Here is a 17,254-nt window from a genome sequence, read left to right on the forward strand (position 1 = left end):
GAGTACTCGCTCCGGGCCCTTGGCGCGGTCTCGCTCGTGTCGTGCGGCTCGGACTACGACACCGCAGTTGTTCGACCGCTGACCTTGTTCACGAGGCGTCCCTTGCCTCGGCGAGCGCGTCGGAGATCGACTTCACGCCCCCGTGCGCGGTGAGGCCGCCGTCGACCGGGATCTCGGCGCCGGTGATGAAGGAAGCGGCGTCGGAGAGCAGGAACACCACCAGCGGGGCCACCTCGTCGGCCGTGCCGGTGCGGCCGAGCGGGGTCTCGCGGAGGTTCGCCTCACGGAAGACGGGTGCGGCGGAGGCGGTCATATCGGTTTCGATGAAGCCGGGATGGACGGTGTTCACGCGGATGCCGCGCGGGCCGAGCTCCAAGGTCGCCGCCTTCGACAGGCCGCGCAGTGCCCACTTGCTCGCCGTGTACGCCACCGGGTAGTGGCCGGTGAGCGCGGCGGACGAGCCGACGTTCACGATCGACGCCCCGGGCGGCATCAGCGGGGAGAGGTGTTGGATGCCGAGGAGCGGTCCGGTGACGTTGACCGCGTGGACGCGGGCGAAGTCCTCGGGGCGTACGTCGTCGAGGCGGGCCCGCCAGGTGATGCCGGCGTTGTTCACCAGCCCATGGACCTGGCCGTACAACTCTCTCAGTTCCGCCACCAGTCGGGCCCAGTCCTGCTCACTGGTGACGTCGAGTCGGCGGCAGTCACCGACGGGTTCCGCGTCGGTCGCGACGACATGGGCCCCCGCCCGGGCCAGGGCATCGACCTCGGCCGCGCCCTGACCGCGCGCGGCGCCGGTGACCACCACGACCTTTCCGTACAGCTCGGTCACGGCCGCTCCCGACTGCGGCGCCGCGCCGCCGACAGCGGTACCGGATCCACGCCCGAGACCACGGTGTTGGAGACGGACCCGATGCCCTCGACGGTGAGCGTGACCGTGTCCCCGGGCTGAAGCGGCGGCGGGGACTGCTCGCCCCGCGCACCCCACAGCTCCGCCAGACAACCCCCGTTGCCGCAGGTACCCGAGCCGAGGACGTCCCCGGGCCGGACGACGGTGCCCCGCGAGGCGTAGGCCACCATCTCCTCGAAGGTCCAACTCATGTTGGACAGCAGGTCCTTGCCGACGACCTCACCGTTCACGGAAGCGGTGAGCCCGAGCCGCAGGAAGCCGTCGGAGTCCCGGTACGGCTCCAGTTCGTCGGCGGTGACCAGGTACGGCCCCAGCGTCGCGGCCGTGTCCTTGCCCTTGCACGGCCCGAGCCGCACCTGCATCTCACGGGACTGGAGATCGCGCGCGGACCAGTCGTTGAGGATCGTGTAGCCGACGATGTGATCGCGTGCCTGTTCCGGAGCGAGGTCGCGACCCTCCCGTCCGATGACGGCGGCGACTTCGAGTTCGAAGTCCAGCAGCCGCGACCCCGGCGGCACGGGCACGTCGTCGTAGGGCCCGATCACCGCGTAGGGGTTGGTGAAGTAGAAGGTCGGTGCGTCGTACCAGGCTTCGGGCACTCCCCCGGCGCCGTCCACGGACCGCCGTACGCCTTCGACGTGTTCCTCGAAGGTGACGAAGTCCCGGATCGTCGCCGGCTCCAGCGGCGCCAGCAGATGTACGTCCGCCAGGGGTACGGCCCGGCCCACGGGCCGTACCCCGTAGGCCGCCTCCACGGGTGAGGTGCCGTCGGGCAGGGCGCGCACGTCGCTGCCCTCGACCACTCCGTGGTAGCGGCGTCCGTCGTGCAGGTAGGTGGCTATGCGCATGCGGGCCTCACACCGGCGGGGCGACGAAGCAGCCGCGGTCGGCGTCGTTGAAGGACTCCTTGGCGACGAGTTCGTTCATCGGGTTGGCGGTGCCCCACTGGTCGGTGACCTCCGGCTGGGAGAAGTCGTAGACGTGCGGGTGCCAGGTGTCCTCGTCCAGCACCTCCAACTCGGTCGTGTACTCGACCGTGTTGCCGTGCGGGTCGAGGAAGTAGGTGAAGGTGTTGTCGCCCGCCATGTGCCGGCCCGGCCCCCAGACCTTCCTCGCGCCGGCCCGCATCACGCGTCCGGAGCCGCGCATGTACTCGTCCAGACCGCGCATCTCGAAGGACACGTGGTGCAGGGAGGTGTGCGGGCCCTGGGCGATGGCCATGGAGTGGTGCTGGTTGCTGATCCGCATGAAGTGCATGACCTCGCCCATGTGTGGCGAGCTGAGCGTGTCGGAGAGCCGGAAGCCGAGGTGACGCTTATACCACTCCCGAGTGCGATTCAGATCAGGTGAGTTGAGGACCACATGGGACAGCTTGACCGGGATCGACTCCTTCTCCTCGATCTTGCGGTGCTGCCGTACCTCGACATCGGCGGAGACCTCGATGGTGCGTCCGTCGACATCGAAGAAGCGGAAGCCGTACCCGCCGCCGGGAGTGTCGACCTTCCCCGGCGGCGAGATCAACCGCACTCCGGCGGCGGCCAGTTGCTCGGCGAGGGTGTCCACGTCGGCGGCGGATGCGGCTCCGTAGGAGACCAGGTCGAGCCGCTTCTCGTCGGCCTTGCGCAGGCGTACGACGTACTGCTCGGGCGAGCCCTCGGCGGCCAGGAAGGAGATTCCGGAGTCCTCGGCGACCTTGGTCAGACCCCAGACGCCGGCGTAGAAGTCGAGCTGCTTGTCGTAGTCGGGCACGGCCAGGTCCACGTGCCGCAGATGGGTGAGCAGACGCATGGTGTCACTCCTTGGGGAGGAGGGCGGCGGCATTGCCGCCCCGTACGGCGTGGAAGTCGGCGTCGGACAGCCGGGCCGCCCGCAGCGCGCCCAGCGGGTCCTCGGTGCCCATGTCGAAGGGGAAGTCGGAGCCGAGCAGCACCCGGTCCGGGCCCGCGACCCGTACCAACTCCCGCAGGACGTGCGGGTCGTGGACGAGGGAGTCGAAGTACACCTGCCGCAGATAGCTGCTCGGCTCCCGTGCGCAGCTCTGGGCGTCGGGGCGGACGCTCCAGGCATGGTCCGAGCGGCCGATGTGGGTGGGGAGATAGCCGCCCCCGTGCGCGGCTATCAGCGTCAGCTCAGGGTGCCGGTCGAGCACTCCGGAGAAGATCAGGTGGGAGAGCGCGACGGCGTTCTCGGTGGGCTGGCCGACGGTGTTGGACAGGTACCAGCGGTCCAGCCGTTCGTCGAGGGTGCAGCCGAAGGGGTGCAGGAAGAGGATCGCGCCGGTCTCCTCAGCGCGCGCCCACAGTGGCTCGTATGCCGGGTCCGACAGCTCCCGTCCGGGGGCATGACTGGAGATCTCGACGCCCAACAAGCCTTGTTCCAGGGCGTGTTCAAGGGCGCGCACGGCTTGCAGCGGGTGTTGCAGCGGTACGAGTCCGAGCCCGTACAGCTGCTTCGGCGCCTGGGCGCAGTGCGCAGCCGTCGCCTCGTTGGCGAGCCGGTACAGCTTCTCCGCCGTCTCCTCGTCGGCCCAGGGGTGGTAGTGCGACGGGGAGGGGCTGACGAGTTGGATGTCGACGCCCTGTGCGTCCATCGCGGCCAGGCGGGCGCCGACGTCGGTCAGGCGCGGGATGCGCGCGGCGACCATGGGGCCGCTGACGGCCAGGGAAGCGGGCCCGTTGCGGCGGGTGTCCAGCGCCTTGGCCTCGGCGTGTCCGGGCAGGTCGGCGACGAGGGCGTCGACCTCGGGCAACAGGACGTGGGCGTGCACATCGACGGTGGGGGTCGTCACGGCAGCTCCTTGAGGGCGGCCATGGTGGTGCGCATCAGCCCGGGCACGTCTCCGCGTACGCCGTCGAGCTGCCACTGCCCGATCTGCACGGACGCCTCGACGACCGTCCGGACCCGATCGATGCGCCGCTCGTAGTAGCGCCTGAGGAGTTCCTCGTCCCAGTCCGCGCCCCCGGTGAGCAGCTCGGCCAGCACCCAGGCGTCCTCCAGCGCCATCGCCGCGCCCTGGGCCAGCGTGGGCGGGCAGCAGTGGGCGGCGTCGCCGACGAGGACGACCCGGCCGCGGTGCCAGGAGCCCTCGACGAGCAGCCGGTCGAACCAGGTGTAGTTCACTTGCGCGGGGTCGGTGATGGACTCCCGGATCTCGTTCCAGGCGCCGCCGTAGCCCTCGGCGAGACGGCGCATCTCCTGTGCGTAGGACTCGGGCGCGATGGGGGCACGGTCGCGGTTGGCCTCGACGAGGTAGGCGTAGACGGTGTCCTTGCCGGTGGGGGTGTAGCCGGCGATGTAGCAGGGGCCGCCGTGGGCGAGGTCGGTGCGGTCCACACCGGAGGGGCGGGGTGCCGGGACACGCCAGATGGCCATGCCGGTCGGGGCGGGTTTGTCGTCGATGCCGATGGCGGCGCGGGTCGTGGAGTTCAGGCCGTCGGCGGCCACGACCAGGTCGTAGCGGCGCTCGGTGCCGTCGCTGAGGCGGACGGTGACGCCGGTGTCGTCCTGGGTGAGGATCTCGGCGGTGGTGCCGAGCCGGACATGGGCGCCGGAGGCCCGGACGGCGTCGGTGAGGATGCGCTGGAGGACCGGGCGCTGCATGCCGAGGGTGGCCGGGAGGTCGTCGCCGCCGGTGCGGATGTCCTCGTTGACGTGCAGGACGGTGCCGTCCGGTGCGGTCAGGCCGAGGGAGTCGAAACAGAAGCCGTGGGCGCGGATCTCGTCCCAGACGCCGAGCTCGCGCAGCACGCGCAGGGCGTTGCCCTGGAGGGTGATGCCGGACCCGCGCAAGTTCCAGTCCGGCTTGGCCTCGACGAGGTCCACGGCGATGCCGGCCCGCCTCAGCAGGACGGTCATGGCGTTGCCGGAGGTGCCGCCTCCTATGACGAGGACGGTTCTCTCTCTTCCCATGGCCAACTCCTTTGTTGGACGGTTCACTTGACGGCGACCGGGTTGACGGGGGAGCCGACGGCTCCGGTGATGGGCAGGGGCGCCGCGGTGAGCCAGAACTCGTACACGCCGTCGTCGGCGCAGTCCTCCGCGAGCGTGTCGGGGTCCCACATCTCCCCGATGAGCAGGCCCATGTTGGGGATGGCGACCTGGTGCAGCGGCTGGAAGGCGCCGTCGAACTCGTTGGGCCGTACCTCGAATCCCCAGGTGTCGGTGGCGACGGCCGCGATCTCGGTACGGTGCAGCCAGCTCGCCGTGGTGAAGGACAGGCCCGGCGAGTCACCGCCCGCGTAGTCGCCCCAGCCCTCGCGCCGGGCGCGGGCCAGGCGTCCGGTGCGGACGACGACGATGTCGCCGCGGCCGACGGTGACGCCGTGCGCCTCGGCGGTCGCGGTCAGATGCTCCTCGGTGATGGCGAAGCCGTCGGGCAACTCGCCCTGGGTGCCGATGACTCGGCCCACGTCCAGGAGCACGCCGCGCCCGGCGACGTACGGCGCCATGTGCTCGATGCCGGTGACGAGGTCGCCGTCCGAGGTGACGGTGCGTGCCGCGTCCCGTCCGTTCCAGGCCTTGCCATGGTCGAAGATGTGCCCGAGGCCGTCCCACTGGGTGGAGCACTGCAGCGGCATGGCGATCACGTCGTCGGCGCCGCCGATGCCGTGCGGGAAGCCCTGGTTGCCGAGGGCTGCGTCGGTACCGGTGTCCAGCATGGTGTGCACGGGGTTGGTGCGGCGCCGCCAGCCCCTCTGCGGGCCGTTCATGTCGAAGCGCTGGGCCAGGGAGAAGCTCGCGCCCCGCCGGACCAGTGCGGCGCCCTCGCGCCGTTTGGCCTCGTCCAGGAAGTTCAGGGTGCCGAGGACGTCGTCCTCGCCCCAACGCCCCCAGTTGGAGTACGCCTTGGCGGCCTCGGCGATGGCGCCCTCGGGGTCGTGCCGGTTCACTCGGCCTCCCCGACACAGCGGGTGCGCTGGGCGCCGAGCCCGGTGATGGAGCCGTCCATGACGTCGCCGTCGCGCAGCAGCCGCCCCCAGTGCATGCCGTTTCCGGCCGGACTGCCCGTCAACACCAGGTCGCCGGGGAGGAGTTGAGCGGTCTGCGAGGCGTACGACACCATGCGCGCCACGCCGAAGATCATGTCCTTGGACGACTCGTCCTGCATGGTCTCGCCGTTCAGCTTCAGCGTGACGCGCAGGTCCCCGGGGTCCGCGATCGACTCGGCCGGGACGATCCACGGGCCGAGCGGGGTGAACCCGGGCGCGTTCTTGCTGCGCAGCCAGTCGGTGCCGATGGCCTTCATGTCCCGGCGGAAGACGGTGGCGCGATCGGTGAGGTCGTTGGCGATGGTGTAGCCGGCGACGTGATCCAGCGCCTCCTCGACGGGGACCCGGTAGGCGGGCTTGGCGATGACGGCCGCCAACTCCAGCTCCCAGTCCGGCTGTTCGGCCCAGGCGGGCAGGACGACGTCGTCATAGGGACCGGTGAGAGCGCTCGGCAGGCCGATGAAGACGTACGGCAGGTCCTCGGCGGCCCGCCGGTCCATGATCGCGGCGATTTCGGTCCTGGCCTCCTCCACCGTGCGCGGATCGTCGGACGCGCGGTGGGCCACCTCCAGATCGATCACGTGCTCGCGGTAGTTGGCACCGGACTGGAAGACCTGGCGGGGCTCGACGGGAGCGTGCACCCGCAGACCGTCCAGGGACTGCCACTCGGCGGTCGAGTCCGCCGCGAGGGTCCGCAGGAGCGGGAGCAGCTCGTCCCAGCGCTCGAAGACGGCGCGGATCGTCAGGGCGGGGTCGCCGAGCGCCGGGCGAAGGTCCAGTGCGCGCCGCTCGGGAACCACAAGAGCGGGGAAAGATGCCTGGTCAGGGGCGGAGAGAGTGCCGAGGGCGAAGGGTCCGGAGAAGGACGCGGAAGGGGCTGCGGGTTTCACGGGCATGTCCTCCTGGTTGCGATGTGACTAATCTGGCCCCGCATCCCGTAATCTGGGAAATCGATTCTTTGGATATAGATCATCCACTGTGCAAATACCGTCGGGCATGGGCTTCCCCGCTCAGGCGGCCGCGCTCCGGAGGCAGTTGTGCACCTGTCCGGCCTGGACCTCAATCTCGTGCCGTCCCTGCGTGCCCTGCTGGAGGAACGCAACGTCACCCGGGCCGGTCAGCGCATCGGACTCAGCCAGCCGGCGATGAGCGCCGCCCTGGCCCGGCTGCGCCGGCACTTCGACGACGAACTGCTCTCCCGCGTCGGCGGACAGTACGAACTGACCGCGCTCGGGCGGGCGTTGCTCGACCGCACCGCCACCGCCTGCGATCTGCTGGAGCGGGTCTTCAGCAGCCGGGCGGAGTTCATGCCGGGCAGCGAGGAGCACGAGTTCACCCTGCTCGCCTCCGACTACGCGATCGCCGTCTTCGGCGCCGAACTCGCCCGTACCGTGCACGCCGAGGCCCCGGGCGTGCGGCTGCGCTTCCAGCGGACCCCGGCCGATGCCACCGAGAACACCGCGACGATGCTCAGCGCGGCCGACGGACTGCTGATGCCGCACGGCATCATCAGCGGTTTCCCCGCCGTCGACCTGTTCACCGACCGCTGGGCCTTCCTCGTCGCCGACTCCAACGACGAGGTCGGGGACCGGCTCACCATGGCGGACCTGGCCCGTCTGCCCTGGGTCATCTACCAGCGCACCTACGACGCGCCCGCCGCACGGCAGTTGAGCATGCTCGGCATCGACCCGCATGTGGAGGTCTCCGTCGACAGCTTCCAGGTGCTGCCCTTCCTGGTCGCCGGGACCCGTCGTATCGCCCTGGTGCAGCGGAGCCTGGCCGATCTGCTGAGCGGGGTGGCCGCCGTACGCGTGATGGATCCGCCCTATGAGGCGGTGCCCCTCCAGGAGGCGATGTGGTGGCATCCCGTCCACACCCATGACGCGGCGCACATCTGGCTGCGGGAGACGGCGGCGCGGGTGGGGGCGGGGCTGATGGGCTGACCCGCATCCAGGGGACGGATGATCGGCATCCTCGATCGCGATCGGGCGGGGGCTAGGCAGCACCTGGCGGGTGGCCGATAGTCATCTCCACCGAGCGCCGAAGCCGTCCCGCTCGACGCGGGCGCTCTGCGCTTCCCGTCCCCCCTTTTCCGCCAGGTGGAGTTCCCGCATGCCCGCAACCGAGACCGCCTCCGGCCACCGTCTGCGCATCACGCTGCTGATAGCCGGCAGCTGCCTGCCCATCCTCGGCGCCGTGCTCATCGCCCCGGTCCTGCCGAAGATGCGCGACCACTTCGCAGACGTCCCGGGCGCCGACGCCCTGGTGCCGATGGCTCTGACAGTCCCCGCCCTGTCGCTCGCGCTGCTGGCCCCCTTCGCCGGTGTCGTCGTCGACCGGCTGGGCCGCAAACGCCTCCTCGTCATCGCCACCGTGCTGTACGCCTTCCTCGGCACGGCCCCGCTGTGGCTGGACTCCCTCGGCGCCATCGTCGCCAGCCGCGCCCTGGTCGGGGTCGTCGAGGCCGCCATCATGACCTGCTGCACCACACTGATCGGCGACTACTACGCCGGCCGGCAGCGCGACCGCTACCTCGCCCTGCAGACCATGTGCGCCTCGATCTCGGCGACGGCCTTCTTCGTGCTCGGCGGTGCGGCCGGTGCGGCGGGCTGGCGGGCGCCGTTCTGGGCGTACGCGGTGACCTTGCTGCTCGCTCCGGCGATGGCGGCCTTCCTGCCGCAGCCCCGGTCCACCGGGAAGGTCTCCTCGCCGGAGGCGGAGCGGCGGCCCTTCCCCTGGCGCCCGCTGGCCGGAACCTGCGCGCTGACGGTGTTCGGCGCCGTCCTCTTCTACACGGTCCAGGTGGAGATGGCGTTCCTCCTGGACGACATGGGCGTGGAGGACTCCGGCACCATCGGTCTTGCGATCGCCGCGTCCAGCGCCGCGACCGTGCTGGGCGCGGGTGTCTTCACCAAGACCGGCCTGGGCCCGGAGAGCCTGTGTCACCTCCCCGGTCGGATCAGCGCGCGGCGTCTGGTGCGTGCGATCGCAAGGCGCCGGAGCGCCCTCGATGGGGGTGCCCCTGCGCGAGTCGGCGAAGCCGGTTCGAGCGTGGGGGAGGAGCCACGTGGGCGGTTCGGCAACGCCGCTGGGGGTCCCCCGTCTGGGGGAGTGCGTGCCAGGCGTCGCGCGCCCGGCCGGGGAGGTGACACAGGCTCTGAGGCCTGGCTGCCCGGTGTGTTCGCGTTGTGCGGCCTGGGGTTCGCGGTGATCTGGCTGGCCTCGGACCCGGTCGTGCTGACCCTCGGTGCCGTCATCAGCTGCTTCGGCGGCGGCATCATGCTGCCGAGCCTGCTCACCCTGGCCATGTCCCGGCTCGACTACGCCGACCGGGGCCGCGGCACCGGCCTGTGGACCGGCTCCTTCTTCATCGGCCAGTTCATCTGCCCGCTCGTGGTCCTGGCACTGACCGCCGCCGTCGGCACCCTGGCCGACGCCATGGGCGTCCTCGCGGCCGCCGGCGCCCTCGGCGCGGCCGGGCTCGGCCTCTCCGCCCGCCGGCGCCGGCCCGTGGCGGCCCCGGAGCCGGTCAGTGGTCGACCGTGACGACGATCTTGCCGACCTGGTTGCCCGCCTCCAGATAGCGGTGTGCCTCGACGATCTCGTCCAGGGGGAAGACCCGGTCCACGGCCGGGGCGAAGGCGCCACCGCTCAGGCCGGAGGAGACGAACGCCTCGGCCCGGCGCAGCCGCAGCGGGTCGCGGGTCGTCTCCAGGACGGTGTAGGTGCGCATGTTCAGCGCGGGCAGCCGGAGTTCGATCCCCGGGTACGGGGTCGCCTCGCCGCTCAGTGCGCCGTAGACGAAGAGGGTTCCGCCGGGGGCGACCACGCGGGCGAGGTCGGTGACGCCGGGTCCTGCCACGGCGTCGAGGACGAACTCGGCGCCCCGGCCGCCCGTGACGGCGAGCACCCGCTCGACGACGTCCTCATCCTCGGCCCTACTACGTGGGCACGTCCCGGATGAACACGCTGCGCCGCGAGGAGTTCGAGGACGCCTTCCCGGGTCTGCTGCGCGCGCTGCTCACCCCGCGACCCGAGTGATCTGTCTCCACCTCCGGACGCGGCGGTAACAGACGCCCCCTGTGGGCATAGGATCACACTTCTTCACTGAACCTTCACAAGGGGGGACTTCGTCATGCGTATACGCCTGATCGTCGCGACGGCCGCCGCCGCGGGCACCCTGGGCGCCCTTGCCGCCGGGCCTGCCCAGGCCACCGAGTACTCGTCGGCGCTGAAGATCCGAGGCGTCCAGTACGACGCTCCGGGCAGCGACTCCAACAACTGCACCACCGGCAACACCAAGGCCGAGTACCTGGAGATCAAGAACTACTCGTCCAGCAAGACGGTCAACCTCAAGGGTTACGTCGTCAAGGACAAGGCCGGGAACAAGTTCACCTTCACGGCCAACCACTACCTGCAGCCCGGCGACCAGATCAAGCTGCGCGGCGGCCACGGCACCGACTCCGACGCGAACAACGTCGTCTACCGCGACAACTGCAACTTCATCTGGAACAACGACAAGGACTCGATCTACCTGTACAAGCCCACGGGCGCCGGCGCCGACTCGCACTCGTACACCAAGAGCGGCTCGGACCCGGACGGCAACGGGTACATCAAGTACCACGGCTGACCTGCCGTGCGCAGGGCCCGCCCCAAAGCGGATGGTGGGCGGGCCCTGCGCACCGGCCATTTTCATGACCGGGGCCGGATCCGACCACGAGTGAACGGCCCTCGTCCGGAGCGGTCCGCGCACACCCCGTGTGCGGACCCCCGGTGACACGTGGCTGCCTGCGGCATCGATACTGGGACGAGCACCTGCCCCCGTCGCCCCCAGGACCCATGCCCAGCTCGCCGACCGCCCGCCCCATGACTCCGCCCACGGTGTGGCTGGCCCGCGGCCGCCACGCCGGATCCGCCGCCGAGGAGGTGGTCTGGACGTGTCTGAAACGGCACAAGGACGACGGCGGCATCGACGACTTCCATGAACCGGCCGAGGCCCAGAGCGAGGGCGAGCGGGTGTTCGAGGCCCGCTGGCGGATCGAGGACTCGGTGACGGTACGAGCCAGGCTGACCGTCTCCGACGGGCAGGCGTGGGTGCTGGCGGCGGAGGCCGAACGCCCCTGGGATCCCCGGTGGCCGTCGCCCGCCGCGCTGTTCTGGCCGCAGGACTCCGACGCCGACTGGGACCACGAGCCGGTCACCGGCGGGCGCCTGCGCGACCTCAACCCCCTCCCCGAGGACGACAAGGCGGTACGACGCCTGCTCAAGGACGCCGCTCGCGACGGCTGGACCGTCCATGTCGTCGTCCACGAGGCGATGACCACCGATCAGCGCGGGCGGATCCCGCTCGCGGGCATGCTGCCGACGGGCCTGCGCCACCGGGTGGTGGAGCATCGCGCCGCCCCGCACCAGTTGCGCGTGGTGAACTGGGCGCTGCGGGACCGTGGTGTGGAGGTGCCGAGGGGCGGCGCCGTGGTTCTGCCCGGTTCCCCGGCCCCGGCGGACTACGACGCGACCGCCTTCTCGGTGCGCAGTGTCTTCCTCGACGGCTCCGAGCCGGCCGAGCTCATCGCCGCCGTCGCCCGGTTCGCGGCGCTGCCGCGGCCCCTGCCGGAGGGCGCCGAGGAGGCCGTGACCGCGCTGCGCGAGCAGTGGCGGCTGCTCACCCTCGAAGAGGAACTCGCCCGTGAGCGCGCCCTGGTGGCCATGTACGTCGACGCGCTGGAGGCGATGACGAAGTCCCGTGACCTGTACCGGGAGGCCGCCGAGCAGGCCCACGAGGCGCTGGCCGCCTACCGCGAGTCGGCCGGCGCCCTGCCCGAGCAGCGGCCGGGGCCCGAGTCCCCGCTCCAGCAGCTGACCCGTACGTTCGGGCGGCTCAAGGACACCGCCCTGGCGTTGCGCCCGGGCACCGATGCCGCCCGGGTGCAGGAGCCGTCGGGGCGCCGGACCGACGCCGACTGACGATCACTCGGCCGCGGCACTGACGGCGGCCGGTTCCGGCGCCGCCACCGCTCTCCTGAGCGCCGCCGGCGCCGCCAGATGCACCAGCAGGGCGGTCAGCGCCACCAGAGACGCACAGACGGCGGCGGGTCCGGCCGCCCAGGCCGGGGCGAGGGTGAGGTCCAGTGCCCGGGACAGGCCCGCCGCGGGCAGCCGGCCCTCCAGGAGCCGGGCCGCCGCCAGCACCGTCGGCACCACGACCGCGCCCGCCAGCAGCGGTGCGCTGATCCGCAGCGTCAGCAGCAGGGCCACCGCCAGACAGGCCACCGCCATGCCGAGGGCGAGCGCGTAGCCTCCCAGGGAGGCGCCGTCCCGGTGCAGCGGGAAGCAGGCCACGGCGCAGACCACGAGGGCTGCGACGGTGACCCGGCCCGGCCAGGTGGGGGGAGGTGGCGCCTGTCCGGCCGTCCCCTTTCCGGGGGCCAGGCCGTTTGCGGCGGGCTCCTCGGGCAGGGGCTCGACCATCTGCGGGCGGTCGCGTTCCTCGGACAGCCGACGGATCAGTTCGACGATCTCCCCGACCGGGCGTCCGGTCGCGGCCGCGCGGACCGCCTCCTGGCCGCGGTGCGGCTCCAGGTCGGTACGGCGCAGCAGGGCCACCAGCCGGGTCACATCGTCCAGCGGGCGCTGTTCGGCGGCGGCGCGGATCGTCTCGTCCGCGCCGTCCGCGGTGCGCGGCGGCCGGGTCAGCAGGTCGACGAGCCGGGCGACGTCCTCCACGGAGCGGTCCACGCCGACCGCGCGAAGGGCTTCGCGCGTGGCCCGGGCGTGCTCGGGCGAGCGTGCCAACAGGGTGATGAGCTGGGCGACTTCCTCCACGGGCCGGTCGGCCACGGCGGCGTGCACCAGGCAGCCGACCGGGTCGCCGTACGGGGGCTCGGGCTCCTGGCCCGTGGCGGCGGGTATGCCGGAGTCGTTCGAACTGGGTGATGAAGAGCGGGTGGTCATCCTCGGCTCCAAAGAAGGGCGCGCGGCCGCTCCTGCGCCCCCGAAGCGACACGCGACTGTACGGAGACCATTACTAGGCGTTGCCGACCCGGCCCGCCACCCGAGTGGGCCAAGGGTATGAGACGCCGCCTCGTACCACCCGTTCTGACGGATGTTCGATTGCTCCGGTTGCCGCGCTCAGGCCATAGGCGCGCCTGAGGGGGGAATCCGTCAAGAGACGGGGGTGCCCGAGCACCTCCGTGAGCTCCCGCGTGCGCCTTCGAGGTGAGGAGGGGTCGGTGGACTCGACCACAACGGCGCTCTTCGTCGCCGCGGTTCTCGCGGCCGCCCTGCTGGCCGTGGCCGTAGGAGTGCTGGTACGGCTGGTGCGGACCCGGCGTCAGCTGCGGCGCGCCGGCCTGCCGACCGGGCCGCGCTGGGTGTTCTGGGGCGCCCTGGCGTACTTCGTACTGCCGGCCGATCTACTGCCCGATCCTGTGTACCTGGACGACATCGGCGTACTTCTGCTGGCCCTGCGCGCCCTGCGCGGGTCCGTCGACAGGCGTGGCCCCGGGGCCCTTTCCGGGCCCTCGGGCGTCGGTCGACGCGGTGATACCGCCTGAGCCCGGCGTCGGCCAACGGGCCTGCTGGGAGCGGCAGTCGGGCACGTATCCCGGCGACGGTAACGGAGAGTAAGGAAACCAACCACCCGTTCGATTCGTATAAGTGGGTGGAAGCCGAAGGAAGTCGGCGGACCAAGCGACGTCCCAGGGTGGGTGGCTCGCTTGATCGGTACAGCACCGGCGAGGGAGAGACGATGCAACCGTTCGCGCTCAACTACGCACGTCCGGCCGCGGATGTGGAGGTCACCGCTGTCTACGCCTACGATTCCGGACTGCAGTTGAACGTGCTCCTGGACGGGCGGATCGCCGCGAGCGACCACGCTCTGCTCAGAGAGCTGGGGACGACGACGTCCACGGCGGGTTCGAAGACGCACTTCGACGACTGAACGCGGAACCCGCCACGATGACCGTGTTGATTCTGACCACTGAAGAGGACGTCACCGCCGACATGGTGGTGGTGCACCTCCACGCCTGCGCGGTGCCGGTGGTCCGGCTCGATCCCGCCGACCTGACCGGTGGGGCGGCGTTGTCCGGGGAGTATGTGCACGGCGCCTTCCGCGGCCATCTGTCGTCCGGGGGGCGGCTGGTGAGCCTGGACGGGCTGCGCTCGGTGTGGGTGCGTCGGCCGGGGATCCCGGCATCCCGCGCGGCGCGCCCCTCTCCCTGGCTGACGGAGGAGTCCGCACAGGCGCTGTACGGCATGCTGCGCTCCAGCGGCGCACGGTGGATGAACGACCCCGACGCCGCGCACCGGGCCCGGCACAAGCCCTGGCAGCTGCGTCACGCCCAGAGCTGCGGGCTGCCGGTGCCGGCCACGCTCATCACGACCTTTCCGCAGGCCGCCCGGGAGTTCGCCGACCGCTACCCGGACCTGGTCGTCAAGCCGGTCTCCGGCGCCCATCCGCAGGACCCGCCCCGGGCGGTGCCGACCAGCCGGGTCTCCCCCGACGCCGACTTCGCCGCCGTGGCCTTCGGCCCCACCCTGCTCCAGCGGCGCGTCGCCAAGCGGGCCGACATCCGGCTCACCGTCGTGGGCGAGCGGCTGCTGGCGGCCCGTAAGCCGGTGGCGGCAGACGCGCACCCGGACGAGGTGGACGTCCGGTTCGCCTCGACCACGGCGCCCTGGGAGCCGGCCGAGGTGCCGCCGCGCATCGCCGAGAGCGTGCGCGCCTACATGCGGGGCGCCGAACTGGCCTACGGCGCCTTCGACTTCGTCGAGGACGCCGACGGGACCTGGTGGTTCCTGGAGTGCAACCAGTCGGGCCAGTTCGGGTTCATCGAGGTGGACACGGGCCAGCCGATCGCACGGACCATCGCCGAGTGGCTGTCCCGGCCCGTCGCGCCCCGGCCCACTCGGCTCAACGGCGCGAACTCGGCGGTCTCCTGAGTCAGTGCTGCCCTCCGGGCGGCAGGGCGGACCGCTGCCAGCCGACCCCCGGATGAGGCTGCCGATCGACGGGCGGGGCCCCGAAGGAGTTGAGCGGCTGCATGACGAACTCCAGTTCCCTGCTGACGCGTTCGGCCTCCCGGCGCACCTGCAGGGGAACGTCGCCGCGCTCCGAGATCAGTCGGTCGTAAATGGGGGAATCCTGGAACACCCGTCAACGCGCCTTTCGTATCGCGGCCCATCCACATGGGCACGACCGCCGAGTGTAGGCGCCCAGGCACACGCGGGTGCTAATTCCGGGATCGGGCTTGACGGCGGTCAGGCGCCTGTCGTGGAACCCGGACGCACGATCATGAGGACGGTGACGGTCGCCCACAACAGGTTGAAGATGCCGGTGAACATGGCGAGTTGGACCGTTCCGGACCGCTCGACGGCCTGGTCCGCGGCGAGCTGCTCAAGGATTTCGTCCTGGCGGGGGAGGACGAACGCGACCAGGATGCCGGCGGCCACGGCCGTCAGGGTGATGGATGTGATGAGCCATGCGTCGCCGAGGACACCCATCGCGGCGGCGGTGGCGAATCCGAACAGGGGAACGGCCAGGCCGATACCGGAGTAGACCCGGCAGATCCGGTGCAGGAGCCGGACGGTGTTCAGCCTGCCCTCCTGCGCGGTGCGCGCCGCGGGCGGGAACATGCTGGCCGCGACGGTGACCGGGCCGATGGCCACGATGGCGGCCAGGACGTGCAGGGTGAGCAGGAGCTTCGTCATCAGGGGGCGTCCGCCTCTGTTTCCACGGGGTGAGCGGGGATACGCGGCCACGCTAGGAGGCGCCCGGGTGATCACACAGAGGCGGAACTGACAGCTTTCGACGGATTCTCGCCAACCCGGTTCTCCTGCACATTCAGGTCAGGCAGCCCGCTGACCTGGGGCTCGTGCCATCGGCGGGAATCCGCCTATCGTGGCCGTCATGCACACCGTGGCGATCCTGGTCCTCGACGACGTGGTGCCGTTCGACATGGCTGCGCCCATGCAGGTGTTCGACTGGACGCGGCTGCCGGACGGCCGCCCCGCCTACCGGGTCCGCCTGTGCGCCGAGACCCCGGACGTGCGCGCCGACTGCGGCTTCGCGCTGCGGGTGGACCGGGGCCTGGAGGCGCTGGCCGACGCGGACACGATCATCGTGCCGGGCCGCGCCGAGGGAGCCCCGGCGCCCTCCGACCGGGTCGTGGCCGCGCTGCGCCGGGCCGCCGAGGCCGGTACCCGGATCGCGTCGGTGTGCGTGGGCGCGTTCGTGCTGGCCGAGGCCGGACTGCTGGACGGGCTGCGCGCCACCACCCACTGGGTCGCCGCCGACCTGCTGGCCCGCAGCTACCCGCAGATCGAGGTGGAACCGGATGTCCTGTACGTCGACAACGGCCAGATCCTCACCTCCGCCGGGGCCGCCGCCGCCCTGGACATGTGCCTGCACATGATCCGCCGCGACCTGGGCTCGGCCGTCGCCGCCAACGCGGCCCGGATGTCCGTGATGCCGCTCGAACGCGAGGGCGGACAGGCCCAGTTCATCGTGCACGAACACCCCCCGGTCCCCCGCGGCTCGACCCTGGAGCCGCTGCTGGACTGGATCGAGGACCATCTGTCCGACGAGATCACCCTGGCGGCGATGGCGTCCCGCTCGGGGATGAGCGAGCGCACCTTCAGCCGCCGCTTCCGCGAGCAGACCGGTACGACCCCCTTGCAGTGGCTGCTCCGGGCGCGGGTACGGCGGGCCCAGTACCTGCTGGAGAACAGCGACCACTCCGTCGAACGGATCGCCGGGCAGGCCGGTTTCGGCTCGCCCACCGCGTTCCGGGAGCGCTTCCGCAAGGTCGTCGGCACCACTCCGTACGCCTATCGCGCGGCCTTCCGGACCAAGGCGGCCGGAGCCGGGGCGGGTACCTGACGTCAGTTCGAGGGGGCCGGGTGAGAAATCACCCGAGTCCCGGGGCGCGTCGCGCCGTTGGACAAGGGGCATCCCCCCTCAGCACGGACGGTGTACGCCCATGAACTGCTCAAGCCGCCTCCTCGGCGCCCTCTACGTCACCACCAGCTCCGGGCTCGCCTGGACCGCGGTCCTCGAATACCGGTACGGGCCGATGTGGGCCGCGTGTCTGTTCGCGGCCGCCAGCATCGTCCCCGTCATCGGGCTGGTGCGCGAGAGCGTGATCGGCGACCAGCGCCGCGCCCTGGCCGAATGGGGCCGACGGGCGGCGGCGCCCGTCCCGTCCGGCGCCGGACGGGACATGGACGCCGCCGAGGACATCGTGCGCGCCGAGCTCGACGGCGCGTGCTGCGAGCGCTGGTGGACGAGCCTCGGCAGCGACCACGACCGGACCTGCCCGCACCGCATCCCGCGCAGCAGCGCGGCCTGACCGAGGCT

At 71.5% G+C, this 17,254-nt stretch carries 19 protein-coding genes and 1 pseudogene; 9 read left to right on the forward strand and 11 right to left on the reverse strand.

Annotated elements, in window-relative coordinates:
- Nucleotides 1-88: 88 nt before the first annotated feature.
- Genes H4N64_RS28665 through H4N64_RS28695 form a run of 7 tightly spaced genes read right to left on the reverse strand, consistent with a single transcriptional unit; the run spans nt 89 to nt 6,794 of the window.
- On the reverse strand, nt 89-832 hold the full coding sequence (locus tag H4N64_RS28665; RefSeq protein WP_186285328.1) for an SDR family oxidoreductase: 744 nt from the start codon (nt 830-832) through the stop codon (nt 89-91).
- Nucleotides 829-1,758 carry a fumarylacetoacetate hydrolase family protein gene (locus H4N64_RS28670; protein ID WP_186285329.1) on the reverse strand — a complete coding sequence of 310 codons (930 nt, stop codon included), beginning with the start codon at nt 1,756-1,758 and terminating at the stop codon, nt 829-831. The genes H4N64_RS28665 and H4N64_RS28670 overlap by 4 nt, the downstream gene beginning before the upstream one ends.
- A gap of 7 nt (nt 1,759-1,765) precedes the next feature.
- Nucleotides 1,766-2,698, reverse strand: coding sequence for a VOC family protein (locus H4N64_RS28675; RefSeq protein WP_186285330.1), 933 nt, complete (start codon nt 2,696-2,698; stop codon nt 1,766-1,768).
- Between the two features lie 4 nt (nt 2,699-2,702).
- Complete coding sequence (locus tag H4N64_RS28680) at nt 2,703-3,698, reverse strand: amidohydrolase family protein (RefSeq protein WP_186285331.1); 996 nt, start codon at nt 3,696-3,698, stop codon at nt 2,703-2,705.
- Nucleotides 3,695-4,819 carry an FAD-dependent oxidoreductase gene (locus H4N64_RS28685; protein WP_186285332.1) on the reverse strand — a complete coding sequence of 375 codons (1,125 nt, stop codon included), beginning with the start codon at nt 4,817-4,819 and terminating at the stop codon, nt 3,695-3,697. Before H4N64_RS28685 ends, H4N64_RS28680 begins: the two co-directional genes overlap by 4 nt.
- Nucleotides 4,820-4,842: 23 nt before the next feature.
- Nucleotides 4,843-5,799: a cyclase family protein gene (locus H4N64_RS28690; protein WP_186285333.1), complete on the reverse strand. Its 957-nt coding sequence runs from the start codon at nt 5,797-5,799 to the stop codon at nt 4,843-4,845.
- On the reverse strand, nt 5,796-6,794 hold the full coding sequence (locus H4N64_RS28695; RefSeq protein WP_186285334.1) for a fumarylacetoacetate hydrolase family protein: 999 nt from the start codon (nt 6,792-6,794) through the stop codon (nt 5,796-5,798). The genes H4N64_RS28690 and H4N64_RS28695 overlap by 4 nt, the downstream gene beginning before the upstream one ends.
- Nucleotides 6,795-6,935: 141 nt before the next feature.
- On the opposite strand from H4N64_RS28695, the gene H4N64_RS28700 reads away from it, so the two are divergent.
- Nucleotides 6,936-7,841 carry a LysR family transcriptional regulator gene (locus H4N64_RS28700; protein WP_186285335.1) on the forward strand — a complete coding sequence of 302 codons (906 nt, stop codon included), beginning with the start codon at nt 6,936-6,938 and terminating at the stop codon, nt 7,839-7,841.
- 169 nt (nt 7,842-8,010) lie between these two features.
- On the forward strand, nt 8,011-9,444 hold the full coding sequence (locus tag H4N64_RS45625) for an MFS transporter (RefSeq protein WP_260860031.1): 1,434 nt from the start codon (nt 8,011-8,013) through the stop codon (nt 9,442-9,444).
- Here H4N64_RS45625 and H4N64_RS28715 read toward each other — a convergent pair.
- Nucleotides 9,428-9,814, reverse strand: a pseudogene (locus tag H4N64_RS28715) (zinc-binding dehydrogenase); the annotation flags it as partial. The gene H4N64_RS45625 and the pseudogene H4N64_RS28715 overlap by 17 nt on opposite strands.
- Before the next feature lie 219 nt (nt 9,815-10,033).
- On the opposite strand from H4N64_RS28715, the gene H4N64_RS28725 reads away from it, so the two are divergent.
- Both H4N64_RS28725 and H4N64_RS28730 read left to right on the forward strand, forming a co-directional pair.
- Nucleotides 10,034-10,528 carry a lamin tail domain-containing protein gene (locus H4N64_RS28725; RefSeq protein ID WP_186285336.1) on the forward strand — a complete coding sequence of 165 codons (495 nt, stop codon included), beginning with the start codon at nt 10,034-10,036 and terminating at the stop codon, nt 10,526-10,528.
- Nucleotides 10,529-10,737: 209 nt separating this feature from the next.
- Nucleotides 10,738-11,862, forward strand: a complete 1,125-nt coding sequence (locus H4N64_RS28730; protein WP_186285337.1) for a hypothetical protein — start codon at nt 10,738-10,740, stop codon at nt 11,860-11,862.
- A 3-nt stretch (nt 11,863-11,865) separates the two neighbouring features.
- On the opposite strand, the gene H4N64_RS28735 is transcribed toward H4N64_RS28730, so the two are convergent.
- A complete protein-coding gene (locus H4N64_RS28735) occupies nt 11,866-12,849 on the reverse strand; it encodes a hypothetical protein (protein WP_186285338.1) in 984 nt (327 codons plus the stop codon).
- A 278-nt stretch (nt 12,850-13,127) separates the two neighbouring features.
- Here H4N64_RS28735 and H4N64_RS28740 point away from each other — a divergent pair, with 278 nt between their 5' ends.
- The 3 genes from H4N64_RS28740 to tgmB all read left to right on the forward strand — a co-directional run bounded on the left by H4N64_RS28740 (nt 13,128) and on the right by tgmB (nt 14,838).
- Nucleotides 13,128-13,451: a DUF1232 domain-containing protein gene (locus H4N64_RS28740; protein WP_186285339.1), complete on the forward strand. Its 324-nt coding sequence runs from the start codon at nt 13,128-13,130 to the stop codon at nt 13,449-13,451.
- Between the two features lie 194 nt (nt 13,452-13,645).
- The gene (tgmA, locus tag H4N64_RS28745; RefSeq protein WP_186285340.1) at nt 13,646-13,837 is read left to right on the forward strand and encodes a putative ATP-grasp-modified RiPP; all 192 of its coding nucleotides are present in this window, start codon (nt 13,646-13,648) and stop codon (nt 13,835-13,837) included.
- A 17-nt stretch (nt 13,838-13,854) separates the two neighbouring features.
- Complete coding sequence (tgmB, locus tag H4N64_RS28750; RefSeq protein WP_186285341.1) at nt 13,855-14,838, forward strand: ATP-grasp ribosomal peptide maturase; 984 nt, start codon at nt 13,855-13,857, stop codon at nt 14,836-14,838.
- Nucleotide 14,839: 1 nt separating this feature from the next.
- On the opposite strand, the gene H4N64_RS28755 is transcribed toward tgmB, so the two are convergent.
- Together H4N64_RS28755 and H4N64_RS28760 are read right to left on the reverse strand one after the other, a co-directional pair.
- Nucleotides 14,840-15,049: a hypothetical protein gene (locus H4N64_RS28755; protein WP_186285342.1), complete on the reverse strand. Its 210-nt coding sequence runs from the start codon at nt 15,047-15,049 to the stop codon at nt 14,840-14,842.
- A 107-nt stretch (nt 15,050-15,156) separates the two neighbouring features.
- Complete coding sequence (locus H4N64_RS28760; RefSeq protein WP_186285343.1) at nt 15,157-15,606, reverse strand: DUF2269 family protein; 450 nt, start codon at nt 15,604-15,606, stop codon at nt 15,157-15,159.
- 199 nt (nt 15,607-15,805) lie between these two features.
- On the opposite strand from H4N64_RS28760, the gene H4N64_RS28765 reads away from it, so the two are divergent.
- Nucleotides 15,806-16,777, forward strand: a complete 972-nt coding sequence (locus H4N64_RS28765; protein ID WP_186285344.1) for a GlxA family transcriptional regulator — start codon at nt 15,806-15,808, stop codon at nt 16,775-16,777.
- A gap of 100 nt (nt 16,778-16,877) precedes the next feature.
- Complete coding sequence (locus H4N64_RS28770) at nt 16,878-17,246, forward strand: hypothetical protein (RefSeq protein WP_186285345.1); 369 nt, start codon at nt 16,878-16,880, stop codon at nt 17,244-17,246.
- The last annotated feature ends 8 nt before the right edge of the window (nt 17,247-17,254 follow it).

This window comes from Streptomyces cupreus (assembly GCF_014257025.1).
Lineage (GTDB): Bacteria > Actinomycetota > Actinomycetes > Streptomycetales > Streptomycetaceae > Streptomyces > Streptomyces cupreus.

What these genes read in the sequence shown, in the direction of transcription:
- H4N64_RS28670 (WP_186285329.1), bottom strand. Translation starts at nt 1,758, where the DNA reads ATGCGCATAGCCACCTACCTGCACGACGGACGCCGCTACCACGGAGTG.
- H4N64_RS28675 (WP_186285330.1), bottom strand. Translation starts at nt 2,698, where the DNA reads ATGCGTCTGCTCACCCATCTGCGGCACGTGGACCTGGCCGTGCCCGAC.
- H4N64_RS28685 (WP_186285332.1), bottom strand. Translation starts at nt 4,819, where the DNA reads ATGGGAAGAGAGAGAACCGTCCTCGTCATAGGAGGCGGCACCTCCGGC.
- H4N64_RS28695 (WP_186285334.1), bottom strand. Translation starts at nt 6,794, where the DNA reads ATGCCCGTGAAACCCGCAGCCCCTTCCGCGTCCTTCTCCGGACCCTTC.
- H4N64_RS45625 (WP_260860031.1), top strand. Translation starts at nt 8,011, where the DNA reads ATGCCCGCAACCGAGACCGCCTCCGGCCACCGTCTGCGCATCACGCTG.
- H4N64_RS28725 (WP_186285336.1), top strand. Translation starts at nt 10,034, where the DNA reads ATGCGTATACGCCTGATCGTCGCGACGGCCGCCGCCGCGGGCACCCTG.
- H4N64_RS28730 (WP_186285337.1), top strand. Translation starts at nt 10,738, where the DNA reads ATGCCCAGCTCGCCGACCGCCCGCCCCATGACTCCGCCCACGGTGTGG.
- H4N64_RS28735 (WP_186285338.1), bottom strand. Translation starts at nt 12,849, where the DNA reads ATGACCACCCGCTCTTCATCACCCAGTTCGAACGACTCCGGCATACCC.
- tgmA (WP_186285340.1), top strand. Translation starts at nt 13,646, where the DNA reads ATGCAACCGTTCGCGCTCAACTACGCACGTCCGGCCGCGGATGTGGAG.
- tgmB (WP_186285341.1), top strand. Translation starts at nt 13,855, where the DNA reads ATGACCGTGTTGATTCTGACCACTGAAGAGGACGTCACCGCCGACATG.
- H4N64_RS28760 (WP_186285343.1), bottom strand. Translation starts at nt 15,606, where the DNA reads ATGACGAAGCTCCTGCTCACCCTGCACGTCCTGGCCGCCATCGTGGCC.
- H4N64_RS28765 (WP_186285344.1), top strand. Translation starts at nt 15,806, where the DNA reads ATGCACACCGTGGCGATCCTGGTCCTCGACGACGTGGTGCCGTTCGAC.
- H4N64_RS28770 (WP_186285345.1), top strand. Translation starts at nt 16,878, where the DNA reads ATGAACTGCTCAAGCCGCCTCCTCGGCGCCCTCTACGTCACCACCAGC.